Source organism: Bifidobacterium callitrichos, assembly GCF_008698085.1.
Lineage (GTDB): Bacteria > Actinomycetota > Actinomycetes > Actinomycetales > Bifidobacteriaceae > Bifidobacterium > Bifidobacterium callitrichos.
This window is the reverse complement of sequence record NZ_RZJP01000002.1, coordinates 315606-336028: the sequence shown is the minus strand read 5'-3', so window position 1 is coordinate 336028 and position 20423 is coordinate 315606. Positions and strand designations below refer to the sequence as shown.

At 63.5% G+C, this 20423-nt stretch carries 16 protein-coding genes; 13 read left to right on the top strand and 3 right to left on the bottom strand.

The window, feature by feature from the left end; all coding sequences use genetic code 11:
* The first annotated feature begins 15 nt into the window (after positions 1 to 15).
* The 4 genes from EMB92_RS06020 (at position 16) to EMB92_RS06005 (ending at position 4617) form a co-directional block, all read left to right on the top strand.
* On the top strand, positions 16 to 783 hold the full coding sequence (locus EMB92_RS06020; RefSeq protein ID WP_150394130.1) for a type 1 glutamine amidotransferase: 768 nt from the start codon (positions 16 to 18) through the stop codon (positions 781 to 783).
* 139 nt (positions 784 to 922) lie between these two features.
* On the top strand, positions 923 to 1210 hold the full coding sequence (locus tag EMB92_RS06015; protein WP_043165667.1) for a hypothetical protein: 288 nt from the start codon (positions 923 to 925) through the stop codon (positions 1208 to 1210).
* Between the two features lie 115 nt (positions 1211 to 1325).
* Positions 1326 to 3146, top strand: a complete 1821-nt coding sequence (locus EMB92_RS06010; protein ID WP_190973573.1) for an ABC1 kinase family protein — start codon at positions 1326 to 1328, stop codon at positions 3144 to 3146.
* A gap of 502 nt (positions 3147 to 3648) precedes the next feature.
* On the top strand, positions 3649 to 4617 hold the full coding sequence (locus EMB92_RS06005; protein WP_150394129.1) for a hypothetical protein: 969 nt from the start codon (positions 3649 to 3651) through the stop codon (positions 4615 to 4617).
* Positions 4618 to 4957: 340 nt separating this feature from the next.
* Here EMB92_RS06005 and EMB92_RS06000 read toward each other — a convergent pair whose 3' ends face one another.
* Positions 4958 to 6181, bottom strand: coding sequence for an ATP-binding protein (locus tag EMB92_RS06000; RefSeq protein WP_223847596.1), 1224 nt, complete (start codon positions 6179 to 6181; stop codon positions 4958 to 4960).
* A 100-nt stretch (positions 6182 to 6281) separates the two neighbouring features.
* On the bottom strand, positions 6282 to 7298 hold the full coding sequence (locus EMB92_RS05995; RefSeq protein ID WP_150394128.1) for a LacI family DNA-binding transcriptional regulator: 1017 nt from the start codon (positions 7296 to 7298) through the stop codon (positions 6282 to 6284).
* 511 nt (positions 7299 to 7809) lie between these two features.
* Here EMB92_RS05995 and EMB92_RS05990 point away from each other — a divergent pair.
* The 6 genes from EMB92_RS05990 (at position 7810) to EMB92_RS05965 (ending at position 14911) form a co-directional block, all read left to right on the top strand.
* Positions 7810 to 9138 carry an ABC transporter substrate-binding protein gene (locus tag EMB92_RS05990; protein ID WP_150394294.1) on the top strand — a complete coding sequence of 443 codons (1329 nt, stop codon included), beginning with the start codon at positions 7810 to 7812 and terminating at the stop codon, positions 9136 to 9138.
* A gap of 313 nt (positions 9139 to 9451) precedes the next feature.
* Complete coding sequence (locus EMB92_RS05985) at positions 9452 to 10378, top strand: carbohydrate ABC transporter permease (protein WP_150394127.1); 927 nt, start codon at positions 9452 to 9454, stop codon at positions 10376 to 10378.
* A 20-nt stretch (positions 10379 to 10398) separates the two neighbouring features.
* The gene (locus tag EMB92_RS05980; RefSeq protein WP_150394126.1) at positions 10399 to 11217 is read left to right on the top strand and encodes a carbohydrate ABC transporter permease; all 819 of its coding nucleotides are present in this window, start codon (positions 10399 to 10401) and stop codon (positions 11215 to 11217) included.
* Positions 11218 to 11548: 331 nt separating this feature from the next.
* Entirely contained in the window at positions 11549 to 13540 is a 1992-nt protein-coding gene (locus tag EMB92_RS05975; protein WP_150394125.1) for a glycoside hydrolase family 127 protein, read from the top strand.
* 266 nt (positions 13541 to 13806) lie between these two features.
* Complete coding sequence (locus tag EMB92_RS05970) at positions 13807 to 14595, top strand: YggS family pyridoxal phosphate-dependent enzyme (protein ID WP_150394124.1); 789 nt, start codon at positions 13807 to 13809, stop codon at positions 14593 to 14595.
* A gap of 19 nt (positions 14596 to 14614) precedes the next feature.
* Positions 14615 to 14911 (top strand): acylphosphatase, encoded by a 297-nt coding sequence (locus EMB92_RS05965; protein WP_150394123.1) that lies wholly within the window; start codon positions 14615 to 14617, stop codon positions 14909 to 14911.
* A 26-nt stretch (positions 14912 to 14937) separates the two neighbouring features.
* Here EMB92_RS05965 and EMB92_RS05960 read toward each other — a convergent pair whose 3' ends face one another.
* Positions 14938 to 15489 (bottom strand): type 1 glutamine amidotransferase domain-containing protein, encoded by a 552-nt coding sequence (locus EMB92_RS05960; RefSeq protein ID WP_150394122.1) that lies wholly within the window; start codon positions 15487 to 15489, stop codon positions 14938 to 14940.
* Between the two features lie 181 nt (positions 15490 to 15670).
* On the opposite strand from EMB92_RS05960, the gene EMB92_RS05955 reads away from it, so the two are divergent.
* The 3 genes from EMB92_RS05955 (at position 15671) to clpB (ending at position 20335) form a co-directional block, all read left to right on the top strand.
* On the top strand, positions 15671 to 16549 hold the full coding sequence (locus EMB92_RS05955) for a DUF4190 domain-containing protein (RefSeq protein WP_150394121.1): 879 nt from the start codon (positions 15671 to 15673) through the stop codon (positions 16547 to 16549).
* 103 nt (positions 16550 to 16652) lie between these two features.
* A complete protein-coding gene (locus EMB92_RS05950; protein ID WP_150394120.1) occupies positions 16653 to 17474 on the top strand; it encodes a fumarylacetoacetate hydrolase family protein in 822 nt (273 codons plus the stop codon).
* A 179-nt stretch (positions 17475 to 17653) separates the two neighbouring features.
* Entirely contained in the window at positions 17654 to 20335 is a 2682-nt protein-coding gene (clpB, locus tag EMB92_RS05945; RefSeq protein ID WP_150394119.1) for an ATP-dependent chaperone ClpB, read from the top strand.
* The last annotated feature ends 88 nt before the right edge of the window (positions 20336 to 20423 follow it).

The window sequence follows — 20423 nt, the reverse complement described above, 5'->3', positions numbered from 1 at the left end:
GGTAAGGAAGGAACGATGGGCAAGACAATCGACGTGATGTCCCTCTACCCGAAGGACATGAACATCTACGGCGACTCCGGCAACGTGCTGACGATCCGTCGTCGCCTCGAACTGTACGGCTACGAGCCGGTCATCCACCAGTACAATCAGGGCGACGACTGGCCCGACCACGTCGACCTGATCCTCGGCGGCGGCGGTCAGGACAGCGGGCAGGGCAAGATCATCGACGACTTCTTCCGCCGCGCCGATCTCATCCGCGGACTCGCGTTCCACGGCACCCCGATGCTGATGATCTGCGGCATGTACCAGCTGTTCGGCGAGTACTTCGAAACCGCCGAAGGATCGCGACTCGAGGGCATCGGCGTGATCGGCGCGTACACGGTCGGCCGCAACGTGCGCATGATCGGCAACCTCGTCGAGCATTCCGACGATTTCGGCGACATCATCGGCTACGAGAACCACTCCGGCCAGACGTTCCTGCGTGAAAGCACGACCCCGCTCGGCACGGTCGACGCGGAGGGACGCGGCAACAACGGCAAGGACTACACGGAGGGCGCTCGCGTGTTCAACGTGATCGGCACGTACATGCACGGCTCGCTGCTGCCGAAGAACCCGCTGATCGCCGACTTCCTCATCCGCAACGCCGTCGAGCGCCGATACGGCGCGCTCAACGACGGGCGACTCGCCACGGATGATCAGACCACCGAGCAGGCCGCCGAACTGGACCGCATCGATACGGTCGCCGAACAGGCGCGCAAGGTGGCGGCGGCGCGCCCGCGGTAGCCAACCGTGCGATGCGCGGAGTGTCGACCAATAATCGCGTGCAGCCCGATGGAGTACGCTGGGAAGTACGAGCGCGCGGCATCATACGCCGCGCACCGGCCTCGACATCCGAGAAGGACATCCGATAAGGAGGGGTATCATGGCAGATTTCGATTTGGGTGACGGCCTGCGCAAGGTCGTGCTGGCGGGCATCGGCGCCCTCGCCACCGGCTACGAGAAGGGCAGCGAGCTCGTTGACGATCTCGTCAAGAAGGGCGAGCTGACCGTCGAGCAGGGCAAGAGCCTCAACACCGAGCTCAAGCGCAAGGTGGGGGAGTCCCTGGTCAACGACGCGAACAAGGACGACGAGAAGCGCGCCGCCGCCAAGGCGGAGGGCGAGACCGAGGCGACTGCGGAGGACGCCGAGGACAAGCCTTCCGAGGTCTGATTCACGGGACCTGACCCATCGGTCATTGTCCTGCACCGAACCCCGTCACGGCGTTCACTCGTCGTCCCGGGGTTCGTTTGCGATTACGGAAGGCAAAGGTACATAGGAGGCGAGTATGGAGCAGAACAGTGCGCGCGGAAAGTCCGCGAAGGCCACCACCGAGGACGTCTCGTCACGGTCCGCTGAGTCGGGATCTGCCGCACGTTCCGCCACAGGCACGCCGTCTTCCCCGGCATCGCGTTCCTCCGACCCGATGTACCCGTCGGGCGCCTACCCGGTCTACGCCGAAACCATCGGCCTGTTCGGCCCGCATCGCGACGACTTCTCCCAGCGCTACCACCTGACCCGTTGGGGCAAGGCCAAGCGACTTGCCCACATCACGCGCATCGTCAACCAGTTCGATGCGCTGAAGGGCCTCACCCCGGTCAAGATGCGCCTGATGTTCGAAGCGCTCGGCCCCACCTTCGTCAAGGTCGGTCAGATCCTGTCGATGCGTTCCGAGATCCTGCCGCAGAGCTTCTGCGACGAACTCGCCAAGCTGCGCGCCGACGCCGATCCGATGCCCTACCAGACCGTCATCGACACGCTCGCCGCCGAATACGGCCGGCCGATCGACACGATCTTCGAGCACATCGACCCGCATCCGCTCGGCTCCGCATCCCTCGCACAGGTGCATCGCGCGACGCTGACCACCGGCGAGGACGTTGCCGTCAAGGTCCAGCGACCCGGCGTGCGTGAGACGATGGCACAGGACGTCTCCATCATGCGATCGATCGCCAAGGTAGCCACCAAGGTGATCAGCACCTCGCAGATCGTCGACCTCAAGGGAGTCGTCGAGGAGCTGTGGGACACGTTCGAATCGGAGACCGACTTCCTCGTCGAAGCGCGCAACCTCGCCGAATTCAAGCGATTCGCCGCACCGTTCAAATACATGGACTGCCCCAAGCCCTACCCGGACCTGTGCACCGAGCACGTGGTCGTCATGGAGTACGTGGAGGGCATCTCCGTCTCGCACGCCGGCGAACTGGTCGCCGCCGGCTACGACCTGAAGGACATCGGCACCAAACTCGTCGACAACTACTCCACGCAGATCCTCGACGACGGCTTCTTCCATGCCGACCCGCACCCGGGCAACATCATCATCCGCGGCGGGCAGATCGTCCTGATCGACCTCGGCATGACCGGCCGGCTCGACGCCAAGACGCGCGCGGTCATGAAGGACATGATCTTCGCCGTCGCCAAGCAGGACTCGCCCGCGCTCGCCGACGGCCTACTGCGATTCGCCGGCGGCGAGGCTGATCCCGCTGACTATCCGGCCCTGCTCGCCGATCTCGACGTGATCGTCAAGGAGTACGGTACGGTCGATCTGGCCGATCTCGACATCGCCGCGTTCCTGGCCGCATTGACCTCGCTTGCGCAAAGGCACGGCATCGAGGTGCCGAGCACGATCACGACGGTCGGCCGTGCGCTGGTCACATTGGAGGGACTGCTCGACGAGTTCATCCCGGACGTGAACATGATCGAGATCATCTCCCAGCACATCGCCACCTCGCGCACGCCCGACCAGATGGTCAAGGACGAACTGAAATCGCTGGGTCTTGAGGGGCACGAGGCTCTGCACAGCGCGCTCGGCGCGATGAGCGAGCTCAACGTGGCCGCCCGCATGCTCACGCGCGGCCAACTGCGCATGAACATGGAGCTCGTCGGCTCGCAGGAGCCGTTCCAGCTGCTCTCCGATATGGTCAACCGCCTGACGATGGCGCTGATCGTGGTCGGCCTGTTCATCGGCTCGTCCATCGTCTACTACGCCGGCATGAAGCCGATCATCTTCGGCATCCCGATCGTCGGCTTCATGGGCTACGTCGTCGCCTTCGTCCTCGGCTGCTGGATCGTCCTCGACATCTACCTCAAAGGCCGCAAGTCCAAAAAGCGGTAGTGTATAGCCCCTCCATCGGCCAGCCCGTAGTGCCGGACCAACGTTCGGTCGCCCCGTGGTCAAGGGACGTACGTTGCCATCATCATGTACGTACGTTCCTCGTGGCTAACCGGACCCATCTCCCAATGGTCGTACGCCATTCCCGGCTTGTCCTTGGTTGCAGGATGTAGTTGGTTACGTTCTCCGTGGTTGTAACGGTGCATACCACAATGGGCGTACGCTGCGGTCGCCTCAGCATACGTTCCTCGTGACTATCGAGTCTCTATCACCCGTATTCGTATGCTGACTGACTGGGAGCGTACGAATACGGGTGATTCCATCGCCCAAGCCCCGTTCCTCGTACGCTGAGTCGACCTGAGCGTACGGAGAACGGGGTTCCCTTGTTGCTAGTCCCGATATGCGTACTCACATTCGGGACAGATCATCCACCGTGTTATGCACACTATCCCCATGGCCATCAATCGGTGTGGCGGTCTCACGTCGGACCTCCTACCGTGAAGACATGAAACAGCACAAGGTAGTGAATACGCTGATCCGTGAGTCCGAGGAACAGCGGCGATGTCTGTACGGTGGTGATGACGCGGTACGGCGCGCCCTGCGTCGACGGTATTCGATCGGGGAATTGGTCTCCCCATATCCGAACATCTACTCTCGTCCTGAATACTGGAAGGGACTGAATGCGTGTCAACGCTCCCTGTCTGTGGCGAGAGCATTGCACCTGATGCATCCGAAATGGGTGTTCACCGGTCTGACGGCTCTTGACGCTTACGGCTTCGATCACACATGGCGATTGCACGGCGAGACGGTGATGATCGCGGACAATCGTGGACGTGGCGACAGAGTGATGGCGAATCAGGGCTCCTACACACTGCGACGCGTGTTCGTTCCGACGATCCGGTCGTCCATGATCGCCGGGATTCCAGTCACCGATGCCGGTCGGACACTGGTGGAATGTGCCAGGCGGGTCTCTTTCATCCAGGCCCTGCCGATGTTCGATTCGGCCATCCGCAAGGGAATCGCCATGGATGATGTGCATGCCGCATGCCGTGGGGCCCGGTCCGATCTCACCTCGGTGCTACGGGTGCTGCAATACGCCAATGGCAAGTGCGAAAACGGCGGTGAGTCGATGGTCTACGGGGTGATCGTGTCCGGCGGGTACGCCGTTCCCGAATTCCAGGTGGAGTTCCGCACGGCCGATCGGATGTATCGAGTCGATTTCCTCTGGCGACTCCATGACGGGCGCATCATCGTGTTGGAATACGACGGCATGCGTAAATACTCCGATCCGTCCATGGCCGGCCGTCGATCGGTGAAACAGGTGGTCAGCGACCAGCTGACCCGTGATCAGTCGCTGCGTTCGCTCGGCGTCACGACGATCGTTCATTGCGATTACGACGATGTGGCGGCCCAGAAACCATTATTGCGCAAACTGTCCGACGCCGGAGTCCCGTGGATCGGCCGCCCGTGGTGATCCCGGGATCCCTGTCTGGTCGTGTACGTTCCCGGGGACATCTCAGCCCAAGCTTCCTGTACGCTCCCCGAGGTCATTTCGACCCGACTCCCGGTCCCCGTACGCTGGCCCTTGCTCAGCGTACGTCCCCCGTGGCTACCCGATCTCTATCACCCGTATTCGTACTCTGACCGATTGGAGGCGTACGAATACGGGTGACATCGTCGGCCAAGCCCCGTTCCACGTACACTGATCCGACCTGAGCATACGGAGAACGGGGTTTCCATCGATTATGCCTCGTTCTTCGTACGCCAGAGGTCGGCAGAGGTCGCCAGAAGTCGGCAATGGAGGTTGGATAGCCTCACCAGTCCTCGGCGAGCAGGAATTCGTCGATGCGGCGGTGCTCGATGCCGTTTCGCGGGCGGAGGATCGGGTCCATTGACACCACGGTCTTCGGGTAGTTGTCCGCGATGGAGTCGAACGCTCCGAACTCGCGGTCGATGGTCTTCTGGGACTGCATCAGGTAGGTGACCTGCACGTAGCGTCGGGTGTCGCCCTTGGCGAAGACGAAGTCGACTTCCTTGCCAGCCGTCGCACCGACCGATACACGATATCCGCGGCGCAGCCCCTCCATTGCGACGATGTTCTCCAGCAGCCCCTGCAGCTGGTCCATGCCGTCGCCGACGACCGCTCCACGCAGACCATGGTCGGCGACGTAGTATTTCTGCATCGTCTTAAGCACCTGCTTGCCGGCGATGTCGTATCGCGGCATCTTCTCCAGCAGGAACGCGTCGCAGAAGTAGTCGAGGTAGTTGATGACGGTCTGCACGCCGATGTCCAATCGCTCCGATTTGAGATACGCCGCGATGGCGCTGGCGGAGAACGTGTTGCCGATGTTTTGCATGGCGAACAGGGCGACCCTCTCCAGCAGGGAGACGTCGCGGATGCGATGCCGCCGGACGATGTCCCTCAGCACGACGGACCGGTAGATGTCCGTCAGATAGGTGCGCTGGCTGTCCTCGTCCCAGTCGTGGGTGGCTGCGAACGGCATGCCGCCGATGCGCAGGAAGTCCTCGAACGAATAATGGCCCGTCCCGAGGAGCGTCCGTGCTTCGACGAACTCGGAGTAGCCGAACGGATATACCTCGAATTGCACGTATCTGCCGCCGAGATACGTGGCAAGTTCGCCGGAGAGCAGCGTCGAGTTGGACCCGGTGATGTACACGTCCGCCGGCGTGGTGGCGCGCAGCGAGTTGACGGTCTTCTCGAAGTTCCGTACCTCCTGAACCTCGTCGAGAAAAACGTAGGGTTTGCCGTCAATGCCTTCCAGACGCTTCATCAGATACGGGTACAGTTTGTCCGGGTCGTGCAGGGGAGTGAGTGAGTAGTCCTCGAAGTTCAGCGAGATGAACTGCTCCGGCTTGCGACCTTCCTCGACGAGTCTGCGTTGGATGAGCCGCAGCATGCCCGATTTGCCGCTTCGACGAAGCCCCACCAGCACCTTGACGACGTCTTCGTTGATGAACGGTGCGATGCGATCAAGGTATTGCGGGCGGTTGACCAGTTGTGGTCGGGTTTCTTCCATGCAAGAAAGAATAGCAAAAACGTGGCCAATTTCTTCCATACAAGAAATTGAGGGCGATTTTGGACTGAACTTCTTCCGTGGAAGAAATTGGGTGCGTGCCTCAGTCGAGCGGCAGCGTCGACTCGCGCTGGACGAGTCGGCAGGGGACGTAGTCGACGCCGTGATGCGGGCGGCCGTTGATCGCGTCCATCAGGTAGTGCGCGGCTCGGCGGCCGATGAGCTCGGTCTCGTTGTCGATCGAGGTCAGTGCGGGCCTGGAGCTCTTGGTGAGCACGTCCCAGTTGTCGTGGCCGATGACCGCAACGTCGTCCGGGATCTTCATGCCCTGCTGTTTCAGCGCGTCGATGCATCCGCGCGCGAGCTGGTCGGACTGGCAGACGACCGCGTCGAAGTCGACGCCCTGATCGAGTAGCAGGCGGGTGGCGGCGCGACCCCAGTTCTCGTCCCATCGGCCGTAGCGGATCGGCCCGGCCGGCTCGAGGCCGAATTCGGCCAGTGCCTCGAGTGCGCCTTTGGTGCGGTCGGTGGCCGCGGTGTACGTCTCGTCGCCGCCGATGATCGCGATCCTGTGCCGTCCGCAGGAGATGAGGTGGTTGACGGCGGTGCGTCCGGCCTCCACGTTGTCGCAGGTCACCGAGCAGTCGTTCGGGTCGGTCGAGGGGCCGTACGCATAGACGAGCGGCACACCCCAGTCGTTGCCGAGCGAGGGGCGCGGGTTGGTCTCGCGCTGCACGATGAGCAGTCCGTCAACCTTCAGATCAAGCAGTTTCTCGACGTGCGTGCGTTCCATCGCGGCGTCGCCGCGCGCGTTGGCCAGCAGGACGGAGATCGACTGCGCGCGCAGCTCGTTCTCGGCGCCGATGAGGATCGGGGTGGAGAAGCGGCCTTGCAGGTCGGAGGTCACCAGTCCGATCAGTCCGGATGTGCCGCGGGCGAGCGACTGGGCGAGCTTGTTCGGCACGTAGTTGAGCTGTCGGGCCGCCTCGAGCACCCGCTGGCGGGTCTCCTCGCTGATGCGTGGCTTGTTGTGCAGCGCCTTCGACGCGGTTGCGAGCGATACGCCCGCGGCGGCCGCCACGTCCTCGAGCCGTGCGTTCTGGCGCCTGTCCTCAACCATGGCCGTTCCTTTATGAGAGTCGGTGAAACTGTTGTCGTGCCCGTTCCGACTGCTGCGTCGGAACTGTACTTCAGTATAGTCACGATGCGAAAGTTTTCGCAAATCAGTTTTTCGTGTCACTGGGGTGCGATAATGGTGTTCGATTCTGTGTGAAATGACGTGCGAAAGTTTTTAATCTGTGAGTTTTCGCAGATGGTTGCGTAATCATTTGTAGACACGCCGCAATTTCCGGCGATTTTCGACGGTCAAAACGATTGACGTAACACATGAAGGCATGTATTGAAAGCTGTTTTTCGCCATTTTCCAAGGATTCGCATAGCTTGGCGACATGCTTCGAGAAAAGTGCGAAAGCGGTTTTGCAATCACGGGCGAATGGCGCTATATTGTGAAAAGGCTTTCGCAGAGTTTCGTTCGGCCGAAGGAGGATCGGGCGGAACGCCGCGAGGGACCGGAGGCGGAAAGTCCGCCACCGCCTCTCAGAGATGAGCGGAACATTTTAGAGAAAGAAGCGATTATGGCTTTCAACAAGGTCACCCGTGCACTGGCCGGCATCGCCGCCGCCGCAATGCTCATTCCGCTGGCCGCCTGTGGCGGCGGTTCCGGCAGCACCGGTGCCGCTGACACCTCCGACATCCCGGCGAAGGGCACCGACGACGGCACCACGATCACCATGTGGACCCGCTCCCCGCTGGAGCGTCAGGCCAAGGGCGTCGTCGAGGCGTACAACAAGAGCCACAAGAACCAGGTCAAGCTCGAGATCATCCCGAACGACGACATGGAGGGCAAGGTCGGTGGCGCCACGCAGACCGACTCCCTGCCCGACATCCTCGCCGGAGACGTCGTGCGCATCCCGTACTGGGCTTCCGAGGGCATCTTCGCCGACATCACCAAGCAGATCGATGGACTCGACAACTTGAAGGATCTGCAGCAGGGCCACATCGAGGCCGGCACCGTGGACGGCGCCAAGCACACCCTGCCGTTCATCACCGACGTCTCCGTGATGGTCTGGAACAAGAACCTCTACAAGGAGGCCGGACTTGACCCTGAGCAGGGCCCGAAGTCCATCGCCGACTTCACCGAGCAGGCCAAGAAGGTCGCCGCCCTCAACAAGGACGGCGTCGCGGGCTCCTACCTCGCCGGCCAGTCCGGTGGCGCCCTGGTCTTCGACCTCTTCCCGTCCGTGTGGGCCGACGGTGAGAACGTCATGAACGACGACGGCACCGAAGCCACGCTGGACAACGACTCCATGAAGGCCGTCCTTGACGCCTACAAGGAGCTGGCCAACACCAAGAACGGCCTCGGCGCGGGCTCCAAGGAGGAGACCGGCGCGACGTGGACCGCCCCGTTCGCCAACGGCAAGATCGGCGTCATGCCCTACCCGAACACCTCCCTCAACGACATCTTCGACGCTGAGAAGTCCGGCGGCTTCGAGGTCGGCGTGACCCCGATCCCGGGCACCAAGGAAGGCAAGACCTCCACGTTCCTCGGCGGTGACGCCATGGGCATCTCGAAGGACTCCAAGCACGTCGCCCAGGCCTGGAACTTCCTCTACTGGCTGATGCAGTCCGACACCCAGAAGGAAGTCTTCGCCGACAACGGCTACACCGCCTCCAACATCGAGACCCTGAAGACCGCCTACGACGACGCCGATCCGCGCATTCAGACCATCAACTCCACGATCATCGACGGCAACGGCAAGACCCCGAAGTCCGCCGCCTTCAACGAGGCCTTCAACGCCGCCGGCTCCCCGTGGCAGCTGCTCGTCCAGAACGCCGTCTGGGGTAAGTCCGACCTCAAGGCCGACAACCAGGCCGTCACCGACGTCCTCGCCGGCAACTGATCGCACTGATCGCCTGAGTCAACCGAATAAATCAACCGAATAACTGAACGCACATAACTGAACAACCGGCGGCCGCCCCGTCCTTCACGGGCGGCGGCCGCCGGCCCCACCAACCGAACATATCCGCGCGTATCCTCGCGCATCCCTGACTGTGTTCCGTTGCCGGGGCCGATTCTGCAACCTCCTGGTTCATCTCCTTCCTTTCTCCTTCTTCCGAAACCCGAGGAATCGGCCCTGATAACGGATTGCATTCAATCCGAACAAGCGATCATCGTTCGATCACCATTCACAAATCCCCACAAAGGAGTGAAGCATGTCAAGTGTTTCCAAGTCCGCCGCGGCTGTGCCCGAGCACAAGTCCACGGCCAAGGCTCAGGCGTTCAAGCGGGGCATCCTGTACGCCCTGCCCGATTGGGTCATGATCGTTGTCCTGTTCTTCGTGCCGATCGTGCTGCTCGTCTACATGGCCTTCTCCCGTTGGAGCCTGCTGGGCGGCAACCGCGGCGTCAACTTCCCGGACAACTTCGTCAAGGTGTTTGAGCACAAGCTGTTCTGGCCCTCAATCTGGTTCACGCTGGAATACACTGTGATCGTCACGATCTTCCTGCTGATTCTCGGCCTCGGCATGGCCCTGATCGTGCAGGAGTCGACCAAGTGGAACAACGTGCTGAGGACCTGCTTCCTGCTGCCCTCCGCCACCGGTCTCGCCTCCGCGTCCCTGCTGTTCTACGCCCTGTACTCCCCGCAGGTCGGCCCGCTCACCAAGATCCTGAGTACGCTCGGACTCGTGCAGGAGGGCGGCTCGGTGCTCGCCACCGGCCAATCCGCGCTGTGGGCCACGATCATCGTCATCGTCTGGCGATTCTCCGGCTACTACATGCTGCTCATGATGATCGGCCTTCAGGCCATCCCGGGCGACCTCTACGAGGCGGCCCGCATGGACGGCGCCGGCACCTGGCGCATCTTCCGCTCCATCACCCTGCCGCTGATGAAGCCGACCATCGTGATGTGCCTCGTCTACTGCGTCACCGGTTCGATCCTCGCCTTCGATCAGTTCTTCATCCTGACCAAGGGCGGCCCGAACAACTCCACGATGACCGTCGTCCAGCTCATCTACAACTTCGCGTTCGACTCCAAGAAGGACCTCGGCATGGCCGCGGCGCTGTCGCTGATCGTGCTGATCGCCCTCGTGATCATCAACTCCATCCAGATGCGCGGCATGCGCGACAACACCAAGTGAGAAAGGGGAGGTAACACATCATGACTACCCCGCTGTGGAAGCGCGTCATCGCGCGAGTCCTGGAAGCCCTTCTGGCTATCATCTTCGTCTCCCCGCTGATCTGGGTCGTGATCAGCTCCTTCAGCCCGCAGAAGGGTTCCGCCCAGTCCGAGGGCTGGGGCGTGGCCAACTACCTGACCCTGTGGGGGTATCAGGAGGGCCTGCCCAAGTACCTGTTCAACTCGATCATCGTCTCGCTGGTAGCCGTGGTCTTCTCCGTGGTCGTCTGCACGCTGGCCGGCTACTCGTTCTCCCGCTTCGACTACCCGGGCCGCAACCTCGGCTTCATGGTCACCCTGTCCATCCTCATGGTTCCGTACGCCTCGCTGCTGATCCCGCTGATGGTGTGGTTCAAGGACATCGGCCTCAACGACACCCTGCTCGGCGTCGGCCTCGTCATCACGCTGTTCCAGCTGCCGATGTCGACGTTCATCATGCGCAACGCGTTCGACGCAATCCCGAAGGACATGGAGGAGGCTGCCATGGTCGACGGCTGCAACTCCTTCCAGGCCCTGTTGAGGATCCTCGTGCCGGTCGTCAAGCCCTCGATGGTCACCGTCGGCCTGCTCGCCTTCCTCGAGGCGTGGAACAACTTCATGATCCCGCTGTACTTGAGCTCCTCGGCCAAGTCCACCCTGCCGCTCGCGATGGTGAACATGCGCCAGCAGACCATGGGCGTCATCGACTACGGTGCCACCGAAGCCGGCGTCGTCGTCCTGCTCATCCCCTGCGCCATCCTCTTCCTCGCCCTCCAGAAGTACTACGTCAAGGGCTTTATGGCTGGAGCGGTAAAGGGCTGACGCCCTTTAGGGGAGCCCGGTGGGCTCCCCGGCCGCTCCAGGCTGAGACACGACAGTGTCGAAGCCAGATTGAGTCTCGCCGAAGGCGAGTCCTTAATTGCAGGGCCGGAGGCGGAGCGGTCAAGGGCTGAGGGCTGAATAGCCCGAAGCAATGACAGTCTTCGCGTCAGCGAAGTCCTTATCTACCGGCTGAGTCGTAGAGCAATCAGCCCGGCGCCTCCGCTCCACAAACAGAAGAGCAGAAGAAACCGACTGCATAATCAGTCGCAGTCCCCCAAAGTCCGCTTGGCGTGCGCAGTCGCCCCAAGCGGACGCATCCGAAAGGTACATCATGAAGGTAACGATTACCTCCCCGTTCTGGAAGCAGCGTCGCGACCAGATCGTCGAGTCGGTGATCCCCTATCAGTGGGGAGTGATGAACGACGAGATCGACACCGTCGTCCCCGACGATCCGGCGGGTAACCAGCTGTCCGACAACAAAAGCCACGCGGTCGCCAACCTGAAGGTCGCCGCGGGCGAGCTCGACGACGAGTTCCACGGCATGGTCTTCCAGGATTCCGACGTCTACAAGTGGCTTGAGGAGGCCGCCTACGCGCTCGCCTACCACCCGGATCCGGAGCTCAAGGCCCTGTGCGACCGCACGGTCGACCTGATCGCCCGCGCCCAGCAGCCCGACGGCTATCTCGACACCCCCTACCAGATCAAGTCCGGCGTGTGGGCGCACCGTGAGCGGTTCAGCCTGATCCAGCAGAGCCACGAGATGTACGTGATGGGCCACTACATCGAGGCTGCCGTCGCCTATCACGACGTGACCGGCAACGAGCAGGCCCTCGACGTGGCTCGCAAGATGGCCGATTGCCTCGATGCCAACTTCGGGCCGGAGGAGGGCAAGATCCATGGCGCCGACGGCCACCCCGAGATCGAGCTGGCTCTCGCCAAGCTGTACGACGTGACCGGTGAACGGCGCTATCTTGCGCTCGCCCAGTACCTGATCGACGTGCGCGGTCAGGACCCGCAGTTCTACACCAAGCAGCTCAAGGCGATCGACAACGACAACATCTTCCCGGACCTCGGCTTCTACAAGCCCACGTATTTCCAGGCCGCCGAGCCGGTCCGTCAGCAGCAGACCGCCAACGGCCACGCCGTGCGCGTCGGCTACCTGTGCACCGGCATCGCCCACGTCGCGCGTCTGACCGGCGACGAAGAGCTGATGGACACCGCCAGGCGATTCTGGCGCAACATCGTCACCAAGCGCATGTACGTGACCGGCGGCATCGGTTCCACGCATGTCGGCGAATCGTTCACCTACGACTACGATCTGCCGAACGACACGATGTACGGCGAGACCTGCGCGTCCGTGTCGATGAGCATGTTCGCCCAGCAGATGCTGCTCGCCGAACCGAAGGCCGAATACGCCGACGTGCTCGAGAAGGAGCTGTTCAACGGCTCGATCGCCGGCATCTCCCTCGACGGCAAGCAGTACTACTACGTCAACGCTCTGGAGACCACGCCCGACGGCCTTGACAACCCGGATCGCCACCATGTGCTCTCGCACCGCGTCGACTGGTTCGGCTGCGCTTGCTGCCCGGCCAACATCGCCCGACTCATCGCCTCGGTGGACCGCTACATCTACACCGAGCGCGACGGCGGTCGCACGGTCTTGAGCCACCAGTTCATCGCGAACACCGCGGTCTCCTCGCGCGGGCTTCGCGTCGAGCAGCGTTCGAACTTCCCGTGGGATGGCCATGTCGAGTACACGGTCTCGCTGCCGGGCGTTGCGGGTGATTCCGGTGCCTCGGCCGAGCCCGTCCGCTTCGGCGTGCGCATCCCCGCGTGGTCGCGCGGATCGTACGCGCTCACGGTCAACGGCCAGCCGTTCGCCGGCGATCTCGAGTACGGTTTCGCGTACGTCGATGTCGCCCCCGGCGAAACCGTCGAGATCGCGCTCGACCTCGACATGTCCGTTCGATTCGTGCGCGCCAACTCGCATGTGCGCTCCGACGCCGGGCAGGTCGCCGTCACGCGCGGCCCGCTCGTCTACTGCGCCGAGCAGGCCGACAATGCGGGCGATCTGTGGGATTACCGTCTCGCCGACGGCGTGACCGGCGCCGACGCGACCGTCGCCTTCGAGCCGGACCTGCTGGGCGGCATCGACACGGTCAGTCTGCCGGCCGTGCGTGAGACCGCCGACCCGGACGACGCGCCGCTCTACCTCGACGCCGATGAACCGCGTTCCGCAGACCCCGCCACGCTGAAGCTCATCCCGTACTACGCCTGGGCCAACCGCAGCCTCGGCCAGATGCGCGTCTTCCAGCGCCGCTAGCCGAGAGGTCCCCGTCACACGCTGACGGAAACCTCTCGCCGTCAGCGTCCCAGCGGGCCATGTCCGCCGCATCATGACGGAAACCTCTCGCCAAGGAGGTCCTCCGCGAGACAAATCGGTCACACGACAACCACGGCCTCTCGCTAGGCAGCCGCCAGCGAGAGGCCGCTGCCATGTTCTGACTCAAACCTCTCGCTCGGGGGCGCGTGACCCGACTACGATGGGAGCAAACACGTCAACAGGGCCGATAACGGGGGAGCGCAAGCATGACCGCGTACATGGATCACAAGGATCTGACGAACGACATCATCGACGAGGAACGCGCGCGTCAGATCGCGGACGGCGTCAGGCGAACGATGGACGCCGTCGCCTCAGCCGAGGTCTCATCCGGACGTGAGATCGGCTCGGTCAAGCTGCTCGCCGCGACGAAGACCCGCGACGTCGGCGAGATCATCACCGCGATCGACGCCGGCATCCGCCTGATCGGCGAGAACCGCCCTCAGGAGGTGCAGGCCAAGGCCGGGGGATTGGCGAAACGGCTCCTCGAACGCGGTCTTACGCTCGGCAAGGACGTGCCGTTCCACCTGATCGGCCAGTTGCAGTCCAACAAGATCGGCAAGGTGCTGCCGGTCGTCAACACCATCGAATCGGTCGACTCGATCGAACTTGCCGAGAAGATCGCCCGCCGCGCGGTCATGCGCGACATGACGGTCGGCGTCCTGCTCGAGGTCAACGAGTCGGGCGAGGAGTCGAAGTCCGGCTGCCCGCCGAGCCACGCGATCGACCTCGCCAAGCGCATCGGCGCGATGGGCGGTCTCGAACTGCAGGGTCTCATGACGATTGGCGCGCACGTCGACGACGAACGCACGATCCGCGCCGGCTTCGCGCATCTGCGCCGCACGCGCGACCAGATCCTCGCCTCGGGTGCCGAAGGCGTCGAACACTGCACGGAACTGTCGATGGGCATGACGAACGACATGACGCTCGCCATCGAGGAGGGGTCCACGATCGTGCGCGTCGGCACCGCGATCTTCGGGCCTCGCGCGTTCATCTGACGGGGTCGATCGGGGAATCATGGTCGCGCACAGAGGCAAGGACATCATCCGCATTCACGCCACCATCTCCGGGCTCGTGCAGGGCGTCGGATACCGCTACTTTGCGTATCGTGCCGCACGCAAGGCCGGCGTCACCGGCTGGGTTCGCAACTTGTGGAGCGGCGACGTCGAGGTCGAGGCGCAAGGCTCTCGATCGGCCGTCGCCGCGTTCATCTCACAGTTGAAGGTCGGGCCGCGATGGGGACACGTCGACCGGGTCGTCGTCGACGAGATCGACGTATATCCCCACGAACCCGACTTCCACGTCGAGAACTGACGTCGGGAACTGACGTCGTCCGGAAATCAGTTGCCGAGTGCGTCCTTGATCGCGCCGACGAAGTAGTCCAGATCGTCGGGCTTGCGCGAGGTGATGAGCTTCCAGCCGTTCGCGTCGTCGACCGTGAGCTGGCTGTCGACGTAGCGGCCGCCCGCGTTCTCGATGTCCGCGGCGATGTAGCGGCACGGCGACGCGGTCTTGCCTTCGATCAGGCCCGCGTTGACCAGCAGCCAGGCGCCATGGCAGATTGCCGCGATCGGCTTGCCCTCGTGCGCGAACTCCTGCGCCAGCGTGATCGCGTCCTCGTTCACGCGGATGCGATCGACGTTGCAGGTGCCGCCGGGCACGACCAGCAGGTCGTAGTCGGACGCCTGCACGTCGGACAGTTTCGCGTCGGGCGTAAGCGTCTCGCCCTCGTAGCGGTCGTGCTCGACGGTCTCGCACTTGTCGAGCGTCGTCGCGGCGAGCGTCACGTCGGCGCCCGCGGCCTTGAGATCGTTGAGCGGACGCGTCAGCTCCGTCTCCTCGATGCCCCAGTTGTTGACGATGATCAGCACCTTCGATGCGTTGACTGCCATGGTTCCTCCTCGATCGGATCGGTCGGCATTGCCTGTTGACGGCTTGTCTGCGGACGCTCGCCCACGTCGTTCGGTGGGCGATGCTTCCCACCCCATTATGCGCCGTGCTCTTCCATCCACACGCGTTCTCGCGGTAAGCTGGAGATGAGTTCATCAGCGACATGACGACGAGGAGGGCGCCATGACCAATCCGTTTTCCACCAATCCCGAGGATCCGAACGCACGGCAGCATGATCAGGGCGATCAGAGCGGTCTGAACGAGCCGCCGGCGCAGCCCATTCAGGCCTCCCAGCCGGAGCAGGCTCCGAATCCGTTCAACCCCAATTCCAATCCGGAGGCGTCCGCCAACCCGGTCAACCCGGCATATGAGCCGCAGGGTGATTCCGGACAATACGGCCAGCCCGCGCAGTCCGTGCCGCCGACTCAGCCCGGATACGTCCCGCTGCCGGGGGAGCAGCCGACTCAGGGATACGGCGAACCCTACGGCTATGGCCAGAATCCGAACGACCAGGCTTCGTACGGCCAGAATCCGTACGGGCAGCCCGCCGCCGGATACGCGCCGCAGCCGGGTCAGCCGGGTCAGTACGGTCAGCAGCCATACGGCCAGAACCCCTACGCCCAGCCTGCATATGGCTACCCGGTGCCGCCGCAGAATCAGAGCTGGAACGTGATGGCCGTCGCGGGCTTCATCTGCTCGTTCTTCATCGCGATCGCCGGTCTGATCCTGAGTATCATCGGCCTTAGGCAGATCAAGCGCACCGGCGAGAAGGGCCGCGGTCTCGCGATCGCCGGCATCATCATCAGCGCCGTGCAGATGGTGCTTGTGGTCCTCGTCATCATTCTCGTCGTGATCGGCGCCGCCGCGGGCGCGTTCGACGTCACCTACCACAGCGGCAACGGCGATCACGACTACTACGACACCGATTACGGCTATTACGACGATGCCTCGGCGACCTCGACCTCCGCGGCCGATCGAGCCCGTGCGGCCGTGCCCGGTTCCGAGGCGGCCCACACCGCATCGATCGACGCGATCATCGCCGACACCTACGCCGCCCTGTAACCCAAACCTCTTCCATAAGAGAACCCGCCGCCGCGCATCGCCCGGCGGCGGGTTCTCCCATAATCGCCGCCGTCTACGCCTCCGACGGGTCTAGACTGGACCTATGAGAATCGCACGCTTTTCTTTGAATGACTCGCCGCGCTACGCCTTCGTCCAGACGGACGAATCGGACGGCAAGGACTATCTCGTCGAACTCGACGGCCACCCGCTGCTGGGCGGCCAGGTCACCCCCACCGGCAATCGCTACCCGCTCGATATGGACGGTCTGCGATTGCTCTCCCCGGTCATCCCGTCCAAGGTCTACGGTCTGGCCAAGAACTACGAGGCCCACGCCCAGTTCATGCACGAGGCCGGCCACTCCGAGATCAGCCACGCGCCGGAGGACATGGTCATCTTCACCAAGCCGTCCACCTCGGTGATCGGCCCCGACGATCCGATCGTGTACCCGGAGTGCTCGAAGGACATGAACTTCGAGCCCGAGGTCGCCGTCGTGATGGGTCGCGTCGCCAAGAACGTGCCCGTCGAGAAGGCGATGGACTACGTGCTCGGCTTCACCTGCGTCAACGACGTCACTCTGCGCGATCTGCAGGGCATCGATCCGACGTGGACCCGTGCCAAGGGCTTCGACACCTCCTGCCCGCTCGGCCCGTGGATCGTCGGCCGCGACGACCTCAACTGGCGCGACGCGAAGATCTCATTCACGCTCAACGGCGAGGACGTGCCGATGGCGTCCGGCACCACCGCCAACCTCGTGCATGGCATCCCCGAGCAGATCGCCGCGATCTCCTCGTTCTCGACGCTGCTGCCGGGCGATGTCATCATGACCGGCACGCCGAACGCCTCCGGTCACCTCGATCCCGGCGACGAGACCATCGTCCACGTCGAAGGCATCGGCGACCTGCGCAACGTGATCGTGCGCGCCTGAAATGCAAAACTTGAGTCGATGAAGCTCAAGTTTTGGGAATAGAATGGCTTCTAGGTCTGTTGAGCCTGTCAGAACATGACAGCAATGCCTTGGACTGGCCGGCCGATACGTCGAACGAAACGGATCGACGGATCGGCCAGCCCGCCCAAGGCGAATGACAGACTTGGAGGACATTCATTATGGAACAGAAGTTCACCACCATGGCCCAGGAGGCCATCGGCGACGCCATCCAGAGTGCGTCCGCCGCGGGCAACGCGCAGGTCGAGACCCTGCACGTCATTGATGCGCTGCTGCGCCAGGAACAGGGAGTCGTGCGCGGCCTCATCCAGGCGGCCGGCGGCGATCCGCAGGCCATCGGCGCGGCCGTGCGCAACGCGCTGGTCGGACTGCCGAGCGCGTCCGGCTCGACCACCTCGCAGCCGCAGGCCAGCCGTCAGCTGACCGCCGCGCTCGCGCAAGCCGAGAAGGAGATGCAGCAGATGGGAGACGAATACGTCTCCACCGAGCATCTGCTCATCGGCATCGCCGCAAGCACGCCGAACCAGTCGGCCGACATCCTCAAGAAGTACGGAGTCACCCCGGAGGCACTGCGCAAGGCCGTGCCGAGCGTGCGTGGCGGCGCGAAGGTCACCAGCCCGGACGCGGAGGGCAGCTACAAGGCGTTGGAGAAGTACTCCACCGACCTGACCGCCGCCGCGAAGGAAGGCAAGCTCGACCCGGTGATCGGCCGTGATCAGGAGATCCGCCGCGTCATCCAGATCCTCTCGCGTCGTACCAAGAACAACCCGGTGCTGATCGGCGAGCCCGGCGTCGGCAAGACCGCCGTCGTCGAAGGTCTCGCCCAGCGCATCGTCGCCGGCGACGTGCCGACCACGCTGCAGGGCAAGAAGCTCATCAGCCTTGATCTGGGTTCGATGGTGGCCGGTTCGAAGTACCGTGGCGAGTTCGAGGAACGCCTGAAGAGCGTCCTCAACGAGATCAAGAGCGCGAACGGCCAGATCATCACGTTCATCGACGAGATCCACACGATCGTCGGCGCCGGTGCGGCCGAAGGCTCGATGGACGCCGGCAACATGTTGAAGCCTATGCTCGCCCGCGGCGAACTGCGTCTGATCGGCGCGACCACGCTGGACGAGTACCGCGAGAACATCGAGAAGGACCCGGCGCTGGAGCGTCGTTTCCAGCAGGTGTTCGTCGGCGAGCCGAGCGTGGAGGACACCATCGCGATTCTGCGTGGCTTGAAGCAGCGTTACGAGGCGCACCACAAGGTCACGATCGGCGATGACGCGCTCGTCGCCGCCGCGACCCTGTCCAACCGGTACATCTCCGGCCGCCAGCTGCCGGACAAGGCCATCGATCTGGTCGACGAGGCCGCCGCGCACCTGCGTATGGAGCTCGATTCCTCCCCGGAGGAGATCGATGAGCTCCAGCGCAAGGTCACGCGCTACGAGATGGAGGAGATGCAGCTCAAGAAGGCCGAGGACCCGGCCTCCAAGGAGCGCTTGGAGAAGCTGCAGGCCGAAATGGCCGACGCCCGCGAGAAGCTCTCGGGATTGAAGGCCCGCTGGGATGCGGAGAAGGCCGGCCACAACAAGGTCGGCGATCTGCGCGCCAAGCTCGACGCCCTGCGCGTCCAGGCCGACAAGTTCACCCGCGAGGGCAACCTCGCCGAGGCCAGCCGCATCCTGTACGGCGAGATGCCGGCCATCCAGAAGCAGCTCGCCGCCGCCGAGAAGGCCGACGCCGAGTCCGCCGAGGAAGGCCAGAACAAGCCCGAGCCGATGGTCCCGGACCATGTCGACGCCGATTCCGTCGCCGAGATCGTCTCCGACTGGACCGGCATCCCCGTCGGCCGCCTGATGCAGGGCGAGAACGAGAAGCTCCTGCACATGGAGGACTACCTCGGCAAGCGCGTGATCGGCCAGAAGGAGGCCATCACCGCCGTGTCCGACGCCGTGCGCCGCTCGCGTGCCGGCATCTCCGACCCGAACCGCCCGACCGGCTCGTTCCTGTTCCTCGGCCCCACCGGTGTGGGCAAGACCGAACTCGCGAAGGCGCTCGCCGACTTCCTGTTCGACGACGAGAAGGCGATGGTCCGCATCGACATGTCCGAGTACATGGAGAAGGCCTCCGTGTCCCGCCTGATCGGCGCGGCCCCCGGCTACGTCGGCTACGAGCAGGGCGGCCAGCTCACCGAGGCCGTGCGTCGTCGCCCGTACTCCGTCGTCCTGTTCGACGAGGTCGAGAAGGCGAACCCGGAGATCTTCGACGTGCTGCTGCAGGTGCTCGACGACGGCCGTCTGACCGACGGCCAGGGCAGGACCGTGGACTTCAAGAACACGATCCTCATCATGACCTCCAACCTCGGCTCCCAGTTCCTCGTCAACGAGGACATGGACGCCGACGCCAAGAAGAACGCCGTGATGAACGCCGTGCACATGAACTTCAAGCCGGAGTTCCTCAACCGTCTCGACGACATCGTGATGTTCCACCCGCTCACCCGCGAGGAGCTCGGCGGCATCGTCGACATTCAGGTCCACTCGGTCGCCCAGCGCCTCACCGATCGCCGCATTACGCTCGACGTGACTAGCGCCGCACGCGAATGGCTCGCCAACATGGGTTACGATCCGGCCTACGGTGCGCGTCCGCTGCGTCGTCTGGTCCAGACCGAGGTCGGCGATCAGCTGGCCCGCATGCTGCTGGCGGGTAAGGTCCACGATGGCGACACCGTGCTCGTCGACCAGACCGGTGGAGAGCACCTGGAGCTCACCGACATGCCGGAGGACCCGCTCGCCGGTGACCACGGCACTCCGTCCGATGACCCCGACGTCAACGTCGAAGACGTCAAGACCGACGAGTGAGATAGTCCATCTCACGCGGTATCACGATTCGTGGCGATCATGGATCAGCGCGCAGCAACCGCGCTGCCCTGAACCTAACCCATGATCG